The organism is Fictibacillus nanhaiensis (assembly GCF_023715445.1).
GTDB classification, from domain to species: domain Bacteria; phylum Bacillota; class Bacilli; order Bacillales; family Fictibacillaceae; genus Fictibacillus; species Fictibacillus nanhaiensis_D.
On the sequence record NZ_JAMBOD010000003.1, the window covers coordinates 136,553 to 151,918 of the forward strand.

At 39.5% G+C, this 15,366-nt stretch carries 19 protein-coding genes; all 19 read right to left on the reverse strand.

What is annotated here, in order from left to right:
* Positions 1–3 precede the first annotated feature (3 nt).
* Positions 4–1,047 (reverse strand): chemotaxis response regulator protein-glutamate methylesterase, encoded by a 1,044-nt coding sequence (locus M3196_RS10815; RefSeq protein ID WP_338082943.1) that lies wholly within the window; start codon positions 1,045–1,047, stop codon positions 4–6.
* Between the two features lie 8 nt (positions 1,048–1,055).
* A complete protein-coding gene (locus M3196_RS10820) occupies positions 1,056–1,913 on the reverse strand; it encodes a MinD/ParA family protein (RefSeq protein WP_251322314.1) in 858 nt (285 codons plus the stop codon).
* Positions 1,906–3,030 carry a flagellar biosynthesis protein FlhF gene (flhF, locus tag M3196_RS10825; RefSeq protein WP_251322316.1) on the reverse strand — a complete coding sequence of 375 codons (1,125 nt, stop codon included), beginning with the start codon at positions 3,028–3,030 and terminating at the stop codon, positions 1,906–1,908. The genes M3196_RS10820 and flhF overlap by 8 nt, the downstream gene beginning before the upstream one ends.
* Positions 3,030–5,063, reverse strand: a complete 2,034-nt coding sequence (gene flhA, locus M3196_RS10830; RefSeq protein WP_251322318.1) for a flagellar biosynthesis protein FlhA — start codon at positions 5,061–5,063, stop codon at positions 3,030–3,032. Before flhA ends, flhF begins: the two co-directional genes overlap by 1 nt.
* Before the next feature lie 23 nt (positions 5,064–5,086).
* Positions 5,087–6,166, reverse strand: a complete 1,080-nt coding sequence (gene flhB / locus M3196_RS10835; protein WP_251322567.1) for a flagellar biosynthesis protein FlhB — start codon at positions 6,164–6,166, stop codon at positions 5,087–5,089.
* A 4-nt stretch (positions 6,167–6,170) separates the two neighbouring features.
* Positions 6,171–6,944: a flagellar biosynthetic protein FliR gene (gene fliR, locus M3196_RS10840; RefSeq protein ID WP_251322319.1), complete on the reverse strand. Its 774-nt coding sequence runs from the start codon at positions 6,942–6,944 to the stop codon at positions 6,171–6,173.
* A gap of 1 nt (position 6,945) precedes the next feature.
* Positions 6,946–7,218, reverse strand: coding sequence for a flagellar biosynthesis protein FliQ (gene fliQ, locus M3196_RS10845; protein WP_251322320.1), 273 nt, complete (start codon positions 7,216–7,218; stop codon positions 6,946–6,948).
* Positions 7,219–7,235: 17 nt separating this feature from the next.
* The gene (gene fliP / locus M3196_RS10850) at positions 7,236–7,916 is read right to left on the reverse strand and encodes a flagellar type III secretion system pore protein FliP (RefSeq protein ID WP_251322321.1); all 681 of its coding nucleotides are present in this window, start codon (positions 7,914–7,916) and stop codon (positions 7,236–7,238) included.
* Entirely contained in the window at positions 7,909–8,568 is a 660-nt protein-coding gene (locus M3196_RS10855; protein ID WP_251322322.1) for a flagellar biosynthetic protein FliO, read from the reverse strand. Before M3196_RS10855 ends, fliP begins: the two co-directional genes overlap by 8 nt.
* A 14-nt stretch (positions 8,569–8,582) precedes the next feature.
* Complete coding sequence (locus M3196_RS10860) at positions 8,583–8,945, reverse strand: response regulator (RefSeq protein WP_066289440.1); 363 nt, start codon at positions 8,943–8,945, stop codon at positions 8,583–8,585.
* Positions 8,946–8,963: 18 nt separating this feature from the next.
* Positions 8,964–10,103 (reverse strand): flagellar motor switch phosphatase FliY, encoded by a 1,140-nt coding sequence (gene fliY / locus M3196_RS10865; RefSeq protein WP_251322323.1) that lies wholly within the window; start codon positions 10,101–10,103, stop codon positions 8,964–8,966.
* Positions 10,097–11,089, reverse strand: coding sequence for a flagellar motor switch protein FliM (fliM, locus tag M3196_RS10870; RefSeq protein ID WP_251322324.1), 993 nt, complete (start codon positions 11,087–11,089; stop codon positions 10,097–10,099). The genes fliY and fliM overlap by 7 nt, the downstream gene beginning before the upstream one ends.
* Positions 11,090–11,124: 35 nt before the next feature.
* Positions 11,125–11,553: a flagellar basal body-associated protein FliL gene (gene fliL / locus M3196_RS10875; RefSeq protein ID WP_251322326.1), complete on the reverse strand. Its 429-nt coding sequence runs from the start codon at positions 11,551–11,553 to the stop codon at positions 11,125–11,127.
* Positions 11,554–11,769, reverse strand: coding sequence for a flagellar FlbD family protein (locus tag M3196_RS10880; protein ID WP_251322327.1), 216 nt, complete (start codon positions 11,767–11,769; stop codon positions 11,554–11,556). It abuts the gene before it with no gap.
* A 47-nt stretch (positions 11,770–11,816) separates the two neighbouring features.
* A complete protein-coding gene (flgG, locus tag M3196_RS10885; RefSeq protein ID WP_251322328.1) occupies positions 11,817–12,680 on the reverse strand; it encodes a flagellar basal body rod protein FlgG in 864 nt (287 codons plus the stop codon).
* Between the two features lie 83 nt (positions 12,681–12,763).
* Positions 12,764–13,141: a TIGR02530 family flagellar biosynthesis protein gene (locus M3196_RS10890; RefSeq protein WP_251322329.1), complete on the reverse strand. Its 378-nt coding sequence runs from the start codon at positions 13,139–13,141 to the stop codon at positions 12,764–12,766.
* A 14-nt stretch (positions 13,142–13,155) separates the two neighbouring features.
* Positions 13,156–13,608 carry a flagellar hook assembly protein FlgD gene (gene flgD, locus M3196_RS10895; RefSeq protein WP_251322330.1) on the reverse strand — a complete coding sequence of 151 codons (453 nt, stop codon included), beginning with the start codon at positions 13,606–13,608 and terminating at the stop codon, positions 13,156–13,158.
* A gap of 6 nt (positions 13,609–13,614) precedes the next feature.
* Positions 13,615–14,781, reverse strand: coding sequence for a flagellar hook-length control protein FliK (locus tag M3196_RS10900; protein ID WP_251322331.1), 1,167 nt, complete (start codon positions 14,779–14,781; stop codon positions 13,615–13,617).
* A 15-nt stretch (positions 14,782–14,796) separates the two neighbouring features.
* Entirely contained in the window at positions 14,797–15,366 is a 570-nt protein-coding gene (locus M3196_RS10905) for a MotE family protein (RefSeq protein ID WP_251322332.1), read from the reverse strand.

Consider the following 15,366-nt stretch of genomic DNA (forward strand, 5'->3'; position numbering starts at 1 on the left):
ATTTTACAAATTGTTCTGAATAGCCAGTGCAATAGATTCGAGATGTACAACTTCATCTACTTTTTTTGTTAACACAGCCGCTTTTGGCATACCGTATACGATGCACGACTCTTCTGCTTCTGCAATAACTGTGGTATGACCGGCATTCTTCAACTCTATGATTCCACTCGTGCCGTCTGACCCCATACCAGTCATTATTACAGCTACTTTATGATAGTTATTTAGTTTTGCAGCACTTTCAAACAAAGCATTAACAGCCGGTCTGTGTCCCCCCACAGGCGGTTCTTTATCAATAGTCAGGTAAGCTTGTCCCCTCTTTTCGTTTAAACGTAAGTGGAAGCCTCCTGGTGCGATATAAACAGTCCCTTTTTTAAGAGTTTCATTATGTACCGCTTCTTTTACTGAAACTTTTGAAAGAGAATGAAGCCTGCTAGCCAATGACTGTGTAAATCCAGGCGGCATATGCTGAACTACTACAATTGGTGCATCAATTTTTTCAGGTAGTTTAGTGATCACTTCTTGCAGTGCACGAGGCCCTCCAGTAGATGTTCCGATCAGAATGAGTTTATCAAGGTCGTTTTTCTTTCGTGCACGCCGTTCCGTTTTATAGATTCTTGGTATTTCGGCTTTAATTGCCGGTTTTAACTTTGCTTTAGAGGATGTTAGAACCTTTTCAATAAGTTCTACTTTTACTTTGTGCAAATCTAGCGAAATCGCTCCAGATGGTTTTGCTATAAAATCGATGGCACCAGCTTCCATTGCAAGAATTGTATTTTCAGCACCCGCTTTAGTTGTGCTTGATAGCATGATTACAGGAACAGGATGCTGGTTCATAATTTCTCTCACAGCTTCAATACCGTTTAAAACAGGCATTTCAACGTCCATCGTCACGACATCCGGTTCGAGTTTCATTATTTTATCGATTGCTTCCTGGCCATTTCTCGCTGTATCCACCACATTTATTCGTGGATCTTCGCTTAAGAATTCTTTTATGAGCTTCCTCATAAATGCTGAATCGTCTACAACGAGTACTGAAATTGGTTTCACCTTAGCATCTACCTTTCACTGAGAAATGACTTTAGCCTGCTGATAAAAGATTTATAGGATGCTTTTTGCTTCTGAGAAGCTCCTGCATATTTACTTGCCAGTTCAAAGACAGCTCGAGATGCTTCAGAAGCCGGCTTATTCAATGTGAATGGCATCTGCTTTTTTACCGATTCCAGCACGGTCTGGTCTAACGGAATCATTCCCAAAAAAGTAAGTTCTTTTTTTAAGAATTGCTTGCAAACATTGGCTAATCTAGCGGAAGTATCCCGGCCTTCCCTTTCATTCTCACAACGGTTAACCGCCAGATAGAAAGGCAGGGAACTGTCTTTTTTATAAATAAATTTCATCATTGAATAGGCATCTGTTATTGATGTGATTTCCGGTGTTGCTATTACAAGTATTTCGTGGCTTGAAAGAATAAACTTTAATGCGGTTTCAGTTGCGCCGGCACCCATATCAAGAAAAATAAAATCATAAAAGGTCTCAAGTTCTTCAAGTTGTTTAATAAAGTGTTCCAGCATTTCATCTGTCACAAGTGCCAGTGAACCGAAATTTCTTCCGCCAGCAATGGTATGCAATCCATCGTTGCCTTCCTCAATGATCTCCCAGACTGATAAATGATGTTGCAGCATATCCATGATATGGTTTGGTGCTCTCCTGCCTAGAATTAAATCCACATTGCCCATACCAACATCCAGGTCGATCACGAGTACTCTTTTTCCCATTTTCATAAGGGAAAGAGCCAAATTAACTGTAATGTTTGTTTTTCCAACTCCGCCTTTTCCGCTAACTACAGAAATAACTCTCGCGCTTTGAACAGAAGAAGACATTAATTGCTTGCGAAGACTCTCTGCCTGATCAATCATGTTTCAATTTTTCCTTAAGCAGCATTTGAATCAGTTCTTCTGAATCAGCTTCAAACATATCATCAGGGACATTCTGGCCATTAGTTATATAGCCGATTGGAACACTATGAGAAATGGCAAGGTTCAGCATGGCTCCAAAGGTTGTTGTTTCATCCTTTTTAGTAAAAATCACTTTATGCACCGGAAGACTCTTAAACTGGCTATATATGGTTTCCATATCTTTGTATTTTGAAGTAAGCGACAATACAAGATAATTTTTCATATCTTTATCAAAATGGACAACTCGCTGCAGCTCTTCAATATAAAACCGGTTTAAGAAGTTTCTTCCCGCTGAATCAACAAGTACTAAATCAAAATCCGAAAACTTTTCTTTTGCTTTCTTAAAATCTTCTGCCGTGTATGCGACTTCACAAGGAATGTTTAGTATCTCAGCATATGTTTTCAATTGTTCGATAGCGGCTATCCGATATGTATCAGTTGTGATAAAAGCAACTTTCTTTCCGTCCTTAAGAACTGCTTTTGCGCCTATTTTTGCAATTGTTGTTGTTTTGCCTACACCAGTTGGACCTATCAGATTAAGGAATTTGGTTTCATAGTGAAAACCGCCAAAATCACTTTTTTTCATCCTGGCGCTTAACCAGTTCGTCAGCCACAGATTCCAGTCATAGTTTTCAGCTTCTGGTCCATCTATAGCGCTGTACTTACTGTTTAACTGTGAAACAAGTTCTTCTGATATGCTTGAATCTATTTCTTGAACCTGGAGGAATGAACGCCATTGTTCTACAAATGCTGGGTAGGAATCACCTTCTTTATTCTGAACACTCAAATTGTGCACCATTTTCTTCAGCTGCCTGATTTCTTTAGTAAGTTCTTCATCCTGTACCACCTGCTGAACGGGTTCGGATATGACCTGCTTTACTTGTTTCTTTTGCGCCTGATAATCTATGTCCTGATCTAAGCCCGCAAAAATCTCGATGTTCTTTTTTGTAAAAAAGCCAAGAAATCCTCCAGCCTGTACTTCTCTCGTATTTAAAATAACAGCTCCGCTACCCAGATCTGCCCGTACTAATTTCATAGCTTCAGGCAAACTTTTTGCTGTATACTTTTTGACTTTCATTAGATATTCACCACCCCGACACTTTTGACTTCAAGTTCTGGTTCTAACTCGTTGTAAGATAATACGGCTACATCTGGCAGGTAGCGCTCAATCAGCTGACGCACATACATCCTTACAGCAGGAGAACATAAAATAACGATAGATTGATCAAAGCTTCTTCCAGATTCTAATTCTCTTGTGATGCTGTCAAAGATAGATTGTGAGTCATGCGGATCGAGCGACAGGTAATTGCCATGTTCGGTTTGCTGAACGGAATCCGCTATCTTTTTCTCCACAGATCCTCCAAGCGTAATAACATGTAAAGGTTCATTTTCGGTTACATAGCTCTTCGAAATTTGACGCGATAAACCTTGTCTTACATACTCTGTTAACAGATCAGTATCCTTTGTCATTTTTGCAAAATCAGCTAATGTTTCAAAAATAATAGCAAGGTTTCTAATTGAGATGCGTTCTTTCAGTAATTTAGACAATACTTTTTGAATTTCTCCGATTGTAAGCGCATCTGGAGTAACCTCCTCTACAATCGCAGGGTAAGATTCTTTTAGATGCTCCACCAATTGCTTTGTTTCCTGGCGTCCAATTAGTTCATGAGCATGTTTCTTAATGATCTCTGTCAAGTGGGTAGAAACAACGGACGGCGGATCTACCACGGTATACCCCGAGAATTCTGCCCGCTCTTTCATTTCTTCTCCAATCCAGATAGCAGGCAGTCCGAAGGCAGGTTCTATAGTTTCGATTCCTGTGATTTCTTCATCCTCAATACCCGGACTCATCGCAAGATAGTGATCTAACAGAAGTTCCCCTTTTGCGACCTGGCTGCCTTTAATCTTGATTCTGTACTCATTCGGCTGGAGCTGTATGTTATCTCTGATTCTCACAACTGGTACAATCATTCCAAGTTCCAGAGCAAGCTGTCTTCTGATCATAACGATTCTATCCAGCAAGTCTCCGCCTTGAGAAGTATCAGCAAGCGGTATTAAGCTGTACCCAAACTCGAATTCAATCGGGTCAATCTGAAGAAGATTAACAACAGATTCTGGACTTTTCAGCTGTTCTGTCTGAATATCTTCCTCTACAACTTCTTCTTTTTCTTTTTGTTCCCGTTCTGCTTTTAAGAGAAAATATCCGCCAGCAGCAAGCAAGCCACCGATTGTTATTGTGAAAAAATCATTAATTGGTGTAAAAAGGCCAAGCATTACGATTGTTCCGCCTGCCACAAAAAGCATGATTGGGTAAGCGAGAAGCTGCTTGCTAATGTCAAAACCTAGATTTCCTTCAGAAGCAGCTCTTGTAACGATGATACCTGTAGCCGTTGAGATGATCAGGGCAGGGATCTGCGATACTAATCCGTCACCGACAGTCATGCGCGTAAACATCTCTGCGCTTTCTCCAAAACTAAAGCCCATTTGAACCATCCCGATAATAACTCCAAAAAGCATATTGATCAGAACGATGATGATACCTGCGATAGCATCACCCTTTACAAATTTACTGGCACCGTCCATGGCTCCATAAAAATCTGCTTCCCGTTCTATCGTTTCACGTCTTTCTTTCGCTTCCCGATCTGAAATCATTCCGGCATTCAGATCTGCGTCGATGCTCATCTGCTTACCAGGCATTGCATCGAGCGTAAATCTTGCCGCAACTTCAGAAACACGTTCAGAACCTTTTGTAATCACGATAAATTGAATGATTATAAGAATAAAAAACACAACTATCCCAACAAGAATATTTCCACCGACTACGAATTCTCCGAAAGTATGAACAACGTTTCCGGCATCACCAGTAGAAAGAATACTTCTTGTTGTAGAAACATTAAGCCCAAGTCTGAAAAGGGTCACCAATAAGAGCAATGACGGGAAGATAGAAAACTGGAGAGGCTGTGTTGTATTCATGGCAATTAATATAATTAAAAGTGCCAGAGAAATATTAGTTATGATAAAGAAATCCAACATAAAAGTCGGCATTGGTATGACCAGCATGGCGATTATTAGTATCACACCGGCTAATACACTTATGTCTCTAGCTTTCATCTGTATACTCTCCTATTCATTCCTTACACTTTTTTCTTGATTCGATAAACAAAGGCTAAGATTTCTGCAACGGCTTTAAAAAGATCCTCAGGTATCACTTGTCCGATGTCGACCCTTGCATAAAGTGTCCTTGCTAAAAGTTTGTTTTCAACAGTAACGACCTCATGTTCTTTTCCAATCTCTTTGATCTTTTGAGCAATCAAGTCTACACCTTTTGCGACAACGACAGGAGCTTCCATACCAGAATCATCATATTTTAGGCAAATCGCGTAATGAGTAGGGTTGGTGATGATCACATCGGCCTTAGGCACTTCTTGCATCATGCGCCTCATTGCCATCTGCCTTTGTTTTTCCTTAATCTTTCCTTTGATTTTGGGGTCACCTTCGGACTTTTTATATTCATCTTTAATATCTTGTTTAGACATCCGGATGTTTTTTTCAAAGTCGTATTTTTGATACATATAATCGAGAAACGCAAGAAACAGTAAAACGATCGAAGCGGCAAAACCCATCTTTATGGCCAGTCCTCCAAATACCGGAAGTGATGATTCAATACTTACGAGAGACATCCTTAAGTAAACATCTCTTTCTATCCACAGGATAAAGAAGGTTACTCCTCCGATCAGCAAGATCTTTAATAAAGATTTCGTTAACTCTACTAAAGCACGCACAGAGTAGATTCTTTTAAAACCGGAAAGCGGGTTGATCCTTTCAAGCTTCATCTGGATCGCTTCCGTTGACAGCAAAAATCCAACCTGCAGATAATTTCCCAATACACCAGCAAACATGGCTGCAATCATAACAGGCGCCAAAATAACAGAAACTTCCATAGACAGCTCCCAAAACAGCTTTGGAATACTCGTTTCAGTCACATCGTACAAAAGCTTTTTGTCCAAGCTGTGTGTAAAAAGGTGGAGCAAGCGTTCGCCCATCCAACTTCCCATAAATGCCAGAAACAGAACGGATACAAACAATACGAGGGCCGCATTAATGTCGGCACTTTTTGCTACCTGTCCTTTTTTCCGGCTTTCCTGCCTCTTTTTCGGGGTAGCTTTTTCTGTTTTTTCTTGTGAAAAGTATTGCAAGTGAATCTGATATTTCATCAAGCTAAGCAGCCCCCAATAATTTCATCAAATTGACCATTGCATCACGCATTTGTTCAATAAGCATTTGTATTGATATAAAAAAGGCAGGCATAACAACTAAGAATAAGACGAGTGCTATCAAAATTTTTACCGGAAGACCAATCACAAAGATATTCATCTGCGGAACTGTTCTGGCTACAATCCCCAGTGCCAAATCTGCTAGAAATAACGTTCCGACGATCGGAATCGCCATCTGTAAAGCAACAAGGAACATGCCGGAAAATACGCTCAGAATGAACTTAGTCATGCTTCCATTTCCAAAATTAGCAATGGCAGCGTCGAGCGGCAGAAACTTATAACTGTAAAAGATTCCGTCTAAGAGCATGTGATGCCCATCAACTGCCAGTAAAAACAGAATGGCAAATGTGTAAAGGTATCTCCCCATCAGTGGTGTCTGAATACCCGTCTGCGGATCAAATACGTTAGCAATTGCAAAACCCATCTGTAAATCTATGAATCCCCCTGCTACCTGAATGGCATAAAACACGATTGCTGCAATAAATCCGATAGACAGACCAATCATCGCTTCCTTTATGACCAGCAGTAGAAAAGAGCCGTTTATTGGTACAGGATCCGGGTTTATGGCATACAGCATAATCCATGATAAAAAGAGAGAAAGACCAATCTTATGCATTACCGGTAAATTTTTATTAGAAAACACAGGAATTGTTAGGAAAAATGCCGATACTCTAGTTAGTATGAGTAAGAACGCCGGGAAAGAAAGTAGATCTATCATGTTATAAACCTATGTAATTGTGCAGATTTTGAAAAATATTAGCTGTAAATGCAAGAATCTGTGATAACATCCACGGTCCAAAAAATACAAGCCCCACTAAAACTGCTACGATCTTAGGAATAAATGCAAGCGTTTGTTCCTGTATTTGGGTCGTTGCCTGAAATATACTGACTACCAGACCGACAACCAATGCTAATGCAAGCAAAGGACCGCATAAGAGAAGTGTTATGTATACTCCCTTTTCTGCTAGTGATACAACAAATTGAGAATCCATGTTTCCACCTGCCCGTTTTAATAGCTTAATAATAATGACTTAACGATTAAGTACCAGCCATCAACAAGAACGAATAATAATATTTTGAATGGCAGTGAAATCATAACGGGCGGCAGCATCATCATCCCCATCGCCATCAGTACAGAAGCTACAACCATATCAATGATCAGAAACGGTACGAATATCATAAAACCCATCTGAAAGGCCGTTTTGAGCTCACTGATCGCAAACGCTGGAACAAGCGTTGTCAACGGGATATCTTGAATGCTCTCTGGTTTCTTCGCACCGGAATATTCCAGAAAGAGCATTAAATCCTTTTGCCTTGTATGTTTTGCCATAAACTCTTTGATCGGAAGACTTCCTTTATCAAAGGCTTCCTTCTGTGAAATTTCACCTTTTACAAGAGGCTGTATCGCTTCTTTATTTACATCATGCATAACAGGTGCCATGATAAAAAAAGTAAGAAATAGTGCAATGCCTATCAATACTTGATTCGGCGGCATCTGCTGTGTCGCAAGGGATGTTCTTACAAAAGAAAGAACAATGATGATCCTGGTAAAACAAGTCATTAGTATTAGAATACTTGGTGCCAGTGAAAGAACGGTTAAAAGCAGCAATAACTGTATAGTGGTTTCCATATTTGCCGGGTCGCTGTTATTGATGAAGTCCAAATCAAGACCTGGAATAAATTCATTCATGATGTTTACCTTCCTCAAAAGCCTTCTCGATTTCTTTCCGCTGTTCTTTTCTGTCGTTTAAAACAGAGGTCAGCATATTCTTAAAGCTAGCTGTTTGTTCTTTTGAGACTTCTTCAGTTATTGACGCTGTTTGTGAAGATTCCTGACGATTTAGCCATCTCGTCTTCAACTGATTCGCAACCGTACTTACTTGCTGAGATGGGCGCTGCTCAAGCATTGTTTTAATTTCATCTTCATCATTTATTTCTTTTAAAAGCGTAACTGTGTCTCCAACACCAACTACTAAGACCGAGTTTCCGGTTTTAATCAGCTGAATAGACCGGTTTTGTCCGACTCCTAATCCTCCTAGGGATTGAAGGTTTTTCCCATCCTGAAAACTAACCGATTTTTTCTGAATAAAACGTAATACGAAAAATAAAATAGCAAGTACGATTCCAAACATAAAGATCAGTTTCACCAGCATAAAAAAAGTGCTGCCGTTATCAGAAGTCTCATTTCCTTCAGAAATGCTGGTTTGATCGTTGTTATCACTCTTCGAATCATTCACCGAATCCCAAACACTTTTCCCTTGACTGCCGCCTTCCGCTTGTACACTGGCTGGTACAAACGAAAGGCAAACTGCTGCAAATAAACATATAATCCATTTAGACATCGAGATTTCCTTAATTATCCCAGGGTTTTCTTAATCGCTTCAATTACACGGTCAGCTGCAAAAGGCTTAACGATAAAGTCTTTCGCGCCAGCTTGAATAGCGTCAATTACCATAGCCTGCTGGCCCATTGCGGAACACATGATAATCTTTGCATCAGGGTGTGATTTTTTAATTTCTTTTAACGCAGTGATTCCGTCCATTTCAGGCATTGTAATATCCATCGTTACAAGATCAGGCTTAAGATCTTCAAATTTTTCAATGGCTTGTGCTCCATCTGCAGCTTCACCTACTACATCAAAACCATTTTTCACTAGAATATCCTTAATCATCATTCTCATGAATGCTGCATCATCAACAACTAAAATACGCTCTCCCATTTCAATAACCTCCGCTATTTATTTCAATTTTTCTAAACGATCTCGCTGACTTAAGATCTCGGTTACACGCACACCGAAATTCTCATCGATAACAACTACCTCACCTTTTGCTATCATCTTGTGATTAACGAAAATATCTACTGGTTCACCCGCTAATTTGTCAAGTTCCACAATAGACCCCGCTGACATTTCCAAAATATCTTTAATCGTTTTCTTCGTTCTTCCTAATTCCACCGTTACTTGCAGCGGAATATCTAAAAGCATATCGAGATTCTTTGACTCAGTCTGACTTGAACCAAAATCACTAAAATCTGAAAAACTGGCAGGTTTTACAGAAACATCTCTCATCTGCGGCTGATAAGTTGGTGAAGGTTCTGCTCTTGTCTCTCTATGAACATACGAATCTTCATGATCCCTTAATGAAGGCTGTGGAACTGGTTTTTCATCCTGAGGCTTATATTCAGCAACAGGCTCCTGTTCTGTAACTGGATCAGGATTCATTAACTTTTGAACGAGGCTCTTTGAGAATTCTGCATCGATCAATTGCATAATATTTGAATCTATTAAATCTCCAACTTTGAGACGGAATGAAACTTTTACTAGTATTTCTTCATCCGGTATAAGGCTTGAGTCCGATTCAACGTCAAGAAAATCAATCTTTGGCGGAGAAATATCTACCTTTTTATTAAAGATGGTAGACATCGATGTTGAGGCAGAACCCATCATTTGATTCATCGCTTCGCCTACAGCGCTTAACTGCAGTTCCCCGAATTCTGGAGAAGGATTTGTACCTTCGCCGCCAAGCATAAGATCCGCAATGATCTGCGCGTCAGATTTTTTAATTACTAGAAGGTTTGCTCCTTCTATGCCTTCTGTATATGTAACTTGAACGGCAACATGAGGAATCGGAAATTCGTCTTTTAGTTCTGTTCGTTTCACAACGCTGACGGTAGGTGTTGTAATCTCCACCTTCTGGTTTAAAAGCGTTGATAGAGCAGTTGCAGCGCTTCCAAATGAAATATTTCCGATTTCACCTAAAGCATCTTGTTCCATAGTAGATAAGTAGTCTTCGGTTTGTGTCGTTCCGGACGAGGAAGGACTTCCACCATTCAGCAAAGCATCAATTTCATCTTGTGAAAGCATATCTCCACTTACCATTGATCCTCATCCTCCTTAATGGTTTCTAATATTTGTACAGCTAATTTCTTCTTTACCTTTCCAGGCTGCCCATAAAATTTTGGACTGTTCTCAACTTTAATGACAAGAGGCTGACCGATTCTCTGGTCCAGCTCAATGCAGTCTCCCAGTGAAAGATGAAGAAATTCTTCGATCGACATTTCTGAAGAACCCAGTTCAACTTTAAAAGGAAGAAATGCGTTTTTCAGTTTTTGTTCAATAAATTCTGTTTCACCAGGATTACGTGTTTTCTTCTTGTTCTGCATCCAGTGGTGGACGGAGAGTTTAGGAATAATCGGCTCAATTACAACATGAGGCAGACAAATATTGATCATCCCGCTCGTTTCCCCGATCATCGTGTTTAAAGAAATGACAACTACAGTTTCGTTAGGAGACACCATCTGCAAAAATTGCGGATTCACCTCGAGATCAACCATAAAAGGTTCCAGTTCGATCACACTTGTCCAGGCTTCCTTAAAACTATCAAGTGTATTTTCAAACAGCTGGCTCATGATTCTTGTTTCGATTTCAGTCAAATTTTCAATCTTATTCATGCCTGAACCGCTGCCGCCCATTACCCTATCCAGCATCGCGTATGCAATGTTAGGATTCACTTCCATTAAAATTCTGCCTTCAAAAGGATGCGCTTCAAAAACATTTAACAGTGTCATTTTAGGAACAGACCTGATAAATTCCTCGTATGGCAGCTGGTCAACAGAAGCCACTCCGATTTGTACATACGTCCGTAACTGTGCCGAAAAATACGTTGTTAAAAGTCTTGCAAAGTTCTCGTGTAAACGAGTTAAGCTGCGAATCTGTTCCTTTGAAAAACGAAGTGCCCTCTTAAAGTCGTATACTTTTACTTTTTTCTCTGACTCTTCCTTTTTTAGCTCTTCTGCATCCATTTCTCCTGTGGAGAGTGCAGAAAGAAGAGCATCAATTTCGTTTTGGGACAAAACATCTACCAAGAGTCTCACCTCTTTTCATGCTTGTATTTATTAAATTATTGAATAATCTTTTGTGTTGTGTAGACTCTGACAACTTTCCCATCTTGCATCACTTTATTAATCTCTGTCTTTAGAGTGTTTTCCAAAGAGATTAATCCTTTTTGCCCTGATAGTTCTTCTGTTTTCTTGTTTGAGATTTCATAGATGATCAGGTTGTTCACCTGAAACAGTCTCTTTTCCAGCTCATGTTTCGCATCCTTATTATCTGCCTGAATCTTAAACTTGATTTTGACATAAGACTTGTCTGCTAGATTGGTAGTAATCTCATCCGTTTCAACCATCAGCTTATCTAACTCTTCAGCTGTTGGTTCTGAAGCTTCTGTTTTAGGTGAGAAATATTGAAAACCAAAGTAGCCAGCTGCACCTACAAGGCCAATAGCAATAATCATGGAGAGCATGATCGTAACAGCCTTATTTTTACCCATCTACTGACCCTCCTTTTTATTACCGTTAAACGGCAGCAAAGTGATGCCTTTGTAAAATGAAGCAACCTTTTGGGCAACAACTTCTTCGCTTTCCTTCACAACAAATTTCTTGCCTGTTGTTAAGGTAATCGTTGTATCAGGAAACGATTGTACCTGCTCAATGTAGATTGCATTTAAAGTAAACGTATTACCATTTAATTGGGTTAAAGAAATCATGTGAATTCGGGGTTAAGCAACTAGTTGCTTAACCCCTTCTCCCTTCATTAGCGTTTTAAGTTCACCAGTTCTTGAAGGATCTCATCAGAAGTTGTAATAATTCTTGTATTCGCTTGGAAACCACGCTGTGCCACGATCATTTCAGTGAACTCTTCGGATAAATCGACGTTAGACATTTCTAGGGTTCCAGCTTCAAGAGTTCCAGCACCGGCCGAATTCGGAGGTACAACAACAGTTGCGTTATAAGTGTTTGGACCCGTTTTAATACTTGCACCGGAATTTGTAGTTTCACGATACAAATTCCCTCCAACTTTTTCCAAACCTCCCGTATTTGCGAACTTAGCTAATAGTATTTGTCCTGCAACTTTCGGGGTACTACTTGTAGAATCTATATAAGTAACCATTCCATCATTTCCAATGCTAAAGCTCTTAGCAGTAGTTGGAATATTAATATTAGTTACTGAACTAGTATTTACTCCATCTTTGTTTGCGTTTGGTTCAAGTCCTTTAACAAATAAGCCATCAGCGTTAACTAAATTCCCGCTTTTGTCTAAATAGAAATTACCTGCACGCGAAACAAAATCGTTAGTTCCATCACTTAATACAAAAAATCCATCCCCTGATATTCCCAAATCTAGAGGTCTACCTGTGGTTTGTAAACTTCCTTGTGTATGGATAGTATCAATGGTAGAAAGTTGTGACCCTAATCCCACCTGTTTAGCGTTAACCCCTCCACGACCTGCCGTTGGAGCACTTGCCCCAGCAATCTGTTGACTCACTAGATCTTTGAACGTTGTACGGCCTTTTTTGAAGCCATATGTATTTACGTTTGCAATGTTGTTGCCGATTACATCAAGCTTTACCTGAAAATTTTTCATACCGCTTATTCCTGAGTACATAGAACGTAACATTTGTATTTACTCCCTTACTTCGTTTAATAACTGCTTCAATCAATCTGCAGTTTTTGTGAGCCTCCTGTAAAGGTCCAGCTCGTTTAATCGTCTATAACAATGGCACCATTAATATTTGTGAAGATCTGAGATGCTGATTCGTTTCTTCCTAAAGCTGTGATCACGGTCTGATTCGGCGCATTTACAACAAGGGTTACATCTCTCAAGATAACGAGAGAATCTTTCACGCCTTTTCTTCCAGCTTCTTTTACCTTTTCGCCAATCTTGTTCCAACTAGCGTTAGTTATTTCAATATTTCTGTCTTCAAGCCGCTTTTTTGCGTGCTTGCTGATTATGAGTGATGGTTCTAACTCCTTATCAAATAGTGACTTGAACGTATTCTGATTAACTTGCTGATGCTGAGTTCGTCTTGGGTAAAGGGTTGGCTGGTACAATTGATGAGCGTTTATCCGTTCGCTCATAGCATCAACTCCTCTTATTTCGCTGGGTCTGTAATCTTAATAACTTGGAAACTCGTTATCTTTGTTCCGTCGCTCATTTCCAGCATGACTGAGCCTCTTTCAAACAATACTGCTTTTACAGTACCTTCTTTTTCTTCTACTACCTTTTCGCCTTCTGCATTAACGGTTTCCGATTCATATGTAACTTGCTTTCCAATCATCTGGCTCTGCTGAAGAAGTGATGCTTCTGTCTGGAATGTCAAGAACTGCTGCATCGTCTGGTTCATATTAGTCATCTGTTCAAGGGATGAAAAACTGGCCATCTGTGCGATGAATTCGCGGTCTTGCATCGGGCTTGTCGGATCTTGGTTTTGCAGCTGGGTAATAAGGATTTTTAAAAAATCATCTTTACCTAAAATGTTTGATCCTGTTTGTTTTGTTTTAGCCTGGTAATTCGAGAGCATAAGATCTTCTGATATTTTCGTCACTCTTCATCACACCTTTTCATTTAAAACAATTTGTGAGAGCTGTTCTTCAAATGAAAGATTGTTGATATCGGGGTCATCCGTTTCTTTATCATTTGACTGATGATGCTCTTCATGTTTTTGTCTTTCCTGATCATGAAATTGAAAGGATTGCTCTTCTTGCTGAAAAACAACTTCAAGCTTTTCAAAATCGATATTTTGTCCAGCAAAAGCTTGTTTCAGTTGAGTAAGCTGTCCATCTAATGCATCCTTTGCTGCCTGAGAGGAAGCAATGATCTTAGCTGCGATCTCGCCATGTTTTTGAATCAGCTGAATTTCTATTGTGCCTAGATTTTCTGGTGTAAGCTTAATCTGCATTTTCGTAAATCCAGCTTCATTAACCATCAACTTTCCTTTTGTGATGATCTGCTGTATTTCACGAACAAATAGCTGCTTTTGTCCTTCTTCCGAAGAAGCAGGTACTTTTAACGTCCATTGTTCTAATGGAGATAATGGACTTTGGACAGTTTGAAATTCTTTCGATACATGTTCTGTTTGTTTTACTGGTACGTATCGCTGAAAAGCTTGTTCAGCATATGTTTGTGCCTTTTTTACAACAGAAAGCTGCTGCTCCATGATTTTGTAAAAGCTATTTTTATCAGTTGAGCCGTTCTCATTCATCAGCTTTTTCACTTGGCTAAAAATCTGTTCAATTTGTTTAGGCAGGGAATCTTTGTTTTCCAGCTTTAATCCTGGGAACCACTTTTCAATTAACTGAGTAAGTTCCTTTTTTTGAGGCTGAGATAACATGTGCTGCTGATCATGGACCATTGCCTGTAAAAGAAAAGCTAACTTCATTTCAGGTGCAGGGTTGTGAAGATTTTCTGTACCGCTAATCTGTTCTTGAAGGAATGTCTCAATCATTTCTTTTAATTCAGCAGGCAGTTCATTCAGTAATGTTTGAACCTCTTGATCCTCTACTGCTTCCGGATCCCAGAATTGTTCTAGTTCTTCAGTGTTTGAGAACAGGTTCTCAATGATTTCACCTAAGTTTCCACCTATACCCTTGCTGGTATCTGTTTGTAATTGTTCTGCAGGCAACATAAACTGTGAAAAAAGTGTTCCTGTATTGCTTGTTTGTTTGCTGCTCGTTGTCACTTGAACTGGCGCTGAAGTCTGTGCCATCATAACTTGCATTTTCTTCACCTCCTTCTAAAGAGAATTGTTAGTCATTAATACGGTTAACTCTGCTGCACGCTTCGCATCAAGCTTCGCCAGAATAGCAGCTTGCGTTTCTTCTTGTAATAGAGTGAGAATCCTAAGTACATCATTATTGTTCATCTCTGTCATTACTGCCGCTGCATCTTTTGCCGGCATCGCTTCATATAGTTTTTTTAATTGTTCATTCTCATCTGCCTTAACAGATGTTTCAGCATCTTCAACTTGTTTTTCCAGCAATGCGATATCGCTCTTTAATGTGGTTACTTCTTTTTCTTTTTTTTGCAGATCAGCAGTAAGAATCTTTATGTAATCTTCTTGTTCATCGAACTTCGCTTTCCATTGCATTTCTGTATTTTCATTGCTTGAGGTAACAGTTGTTGTTTCTTCTGTAAACACATTTTTTATGATCGGTATCTTCTTCCCTGTGTTCTTTGCTTCTTCCATCACGTTTACTCCCATAAAAGAAAGAACGATTCCAAATACAGTGACAGCAAATACTGCAGGAACAGCAATTACTAGGAGAAACCATACAAACTTGCTTGATTTTTCATTTTGTTTCAT